Annotated in this window: 2 protein-coding genes; both read left to right on the top strand. The window is 35.4% G+C overall.

What is annotated here, in order from left to right; translation table 11 throughout:
* The first annotated feature begins 665 nt into the window (after nt 1-665).
* Entirely contained in the window at nt 666-1,718 is a 1,053-nt protein-coding gene (locus tag BMX10_RS17625; protein WP_090447101.1) for a PocR ligand-binding domain-containing protein, read from the top strand.
* A gap of 59 nt (nt 1,719-1,777) precedes the next feature.
* Nucleotides 1,778-2,239 carry a chemotaxis protein CheW gene (locus tag BMX10_RS17620; protein WP_090447099.1) on the top strand — a complete coding sequence of 154 codons (462 nt, stop codon included), beginning with the start codon at nt 1,778-1,780 and terminating at the stop codon, nt 2,237-2,239.
* Nucleotides 2,240-2,863 lie beyond the last annotated feature (624 nt).

The following is a 2,863-nucleotide window of genomic DNA, read 5'->3' as shown; positions in this document are numbered from 1 at the left end:
GCCTCATCTGGAATTGCAATTTTATCAACAGCTCCAAAATTACTGTAATAGATTTCTGATTCATGTATTGTTATTCTAGTGGACTCACCAATGTCTGTAAAATGAATATATAACAACCCAATACAACAAAAAATATTTTCTCATTAAGCTCTTCATAACCAATCTCCTTTTGCCTATTTCAGCTTTTAATCAGCATTTAATTTGCGGGGACATATGGAGGTCAGACTAAAATTATTTACTTATGCCTTTCCTTCCCCTCTTTAATTGCCTCAAGTAGAGGCCGCCAATGATTGTCCATAATTCAATAACCTATAGTATAAAACCATTTTTTCTTTATATCAAGTTATTATATATATATTTGTTTTATGTTTTTCTTAATATAACAGATTTTCCCTATTGTAATTTTTTACTAAACCCTTTCTCTCCTCATTAGTCCCTGGGTTATAAAAGTATGCAAAATGTGAAAAAACGCTAAAATATCTGGAATTATAAGGAGGAATATGTCGACTGGTGTCGAATATTGTTGTGATGTGCTGATGCTTTGTATGTGAATACATATTTTATAATGCTAACATTTAACACTATAACCCGCAACAGATTTTTTCATATAAAAATTCAGTACAGCTTGGGTATAAAAGTATACAAAAATGTGAGGAGGCGCTAAAATGGAACTCAAGTTAAAGAATGCACAAGATGAAAACCTGAATTTGGAGGGTTTGGATTTGCGAGAAGTCATAGATATAGACTTTCTCCAAAAATTTCAGGATGACTTTGCCATCGGCATGGGCTTAGCTAGCGTTACAGTAGATACTAAAGGTAATCCTATTACTAAGCCAAGTAGTTATACCAGATTTTGCATGGATTTTACCCATTCTACTGAGATAGGAGATCGTAGATGTGCAGAATCACACAAAAAGGGTGGAGAAGAGGCTGCTAAAACTGGAAAACCTGTTGTTTATGAATGTCATGCAGGATTGATAGATTTTGCAGCCCCAATTATGCTGGAAGGAAAGTTGATAGGTACAATCCTAGGAGGACAAGTTCTAACCTCTCCTCCTGAAGAAAATAAATATAGAAAAATAGCTGGCGAAATTGGTGTTGATGAGGATGCCTATGTTGAGTCTGTAAAAGAGATAACGACTCTATCGAAGGAAAGAATTCAAGCTGCAGCTGATGTATTATATATTGTTGCTAATAGTATGTCTAAATCATGGTACCATCAATACAAATTAAGCAAGGCAGCTAATATCCTAACTGATAGTCTGGGTCAGATTTCAGCCACAATGGAACAAATGGCTGCATCAGCAATAGAAGTAAGCAGTAATCAGAATCAACTAAATAAAGAAATTGCTCAGGTAAATAGTATGTCTGAACAGATTAATGAAGTGGTAGATTTCATTAGAGAAATTGCTGACGAGACAAGACTTCTCGGTCTAAATGCTGCGATTGAAGCTGCAAGAGCTGGCGAAGCAGGACTTGGGTTTGGAGTAGTAGCTCAGGAAATTCGTAAATTGTCTAGTGATTCTAAACAAACTGTCTCTAAAATAAGGGATTTTATTAATCAGATTCAGGAATCCGTTGGAAATACTGTAAAAATGGGTGATTCGACGATGACAGTTACTGAACAACAGGCAGCAGCTGTTCAAGAAGTAACAGCTAGCATTGAAGAAATTACGAGCCTTGCAGAACAATTATCAGAGTTGGCTGATGAACATTAAACTAACGGTTAGTATTTTATCTCTTAATAAAGAGACTATACAAATTGGAGGTGAATCAAATGACTAATATGCAATTAATTGTGTTTAATCTTGAAGAACAGCACTATGGAGTAGAGATTGACTATGTAAATGGCATAAACAAGGTGAAGGATTTCAAAATAATAAAAATCCCCAACTGTCCAGACTATATTGAGGGAATGATTAATCTGCGAGGAAAAGTAATTCCTTTGTATAATCTAAGAAAACGTTTTTTTAATCAAGATTCTATTTGCCAAGATAATGAAATTCTTATAGTCTTTATGAGGAATACTCTGGTGGGGCTTATTGTCGATGAGGTTTTTGACATAATAAAGCTTGAAGAGGAGGATATAGAGTCTGCTGTTAATCTTTTCACCAATGTAGATGGTAGGTTTATAGATAGCATAGGAAAAAAAGATGATAATATGATTATAATTTTAGATGTTAAAAGCATTTTATCTCTTGTTGAGCAACAAGTGCCACCCGACTCACTAGAGGAGTAATATAAATATATTTTAATGGATGTTAAAATCACGCACCCGCATTCTAGAGAATATAAACATATATCACTTTATATCTCTAGGAGGTGCCTGATGTAACTTGTATACTATAGCAAATTTATAGCCCTCCCCATTAACAGTTTGAATAGAGACTGGTTTTGGGGTTTTTTTATTCTTTTCTAATGTTGCTAATATGATCCACTACCTTTTGGGGATCCTCTGGGTATCAATGTCCCCAAGGGACTTTTATTCGGGTCTTGTACCAGTAAAGGGCATCGGAGCCTACCATAGAATTATATGGTAGACCTCTCCTACTCTAACTAAAATAGAGTAAATCCAATGGGTTTATGGAGTAAAAAAATAGATGGAATTAAATAACTTTGTCTTCAGTCTAAAAAGATATATTGCACATGTATAATCGAGTAGGAGGTAGATAATTATTTTATCTACCGACCTCTCACACCACCGTACGTACGGATACGTATACGGCGGTTCCACTATGACAATCTAATTTTCCAAGCCACGGGGAAGCCACGGGGACGTCAGGCCGCGCCAAAAATCCAATAAATGGATAAGGTAATCTTGATATAGCATGCATAGAATCGCCCATAATAGTAGTAAGGAGGG

Origin of the sequence: Natronincola peptidivorans, from assembly GCF_900111615.1 — a bacterium.
GTDB classification, from domain to species: Bacteria; Bacillota; Clostridia; order Peptostreptococcales; family Natronincolaceae; genus Natronincola_A; species Natronincola_A peptidivorans.
The sequence above is the reverse complement of the archived record's forward strand: the minus strand, read 5'-3'. Positions and strand labels throughout refer to the sequence as shown.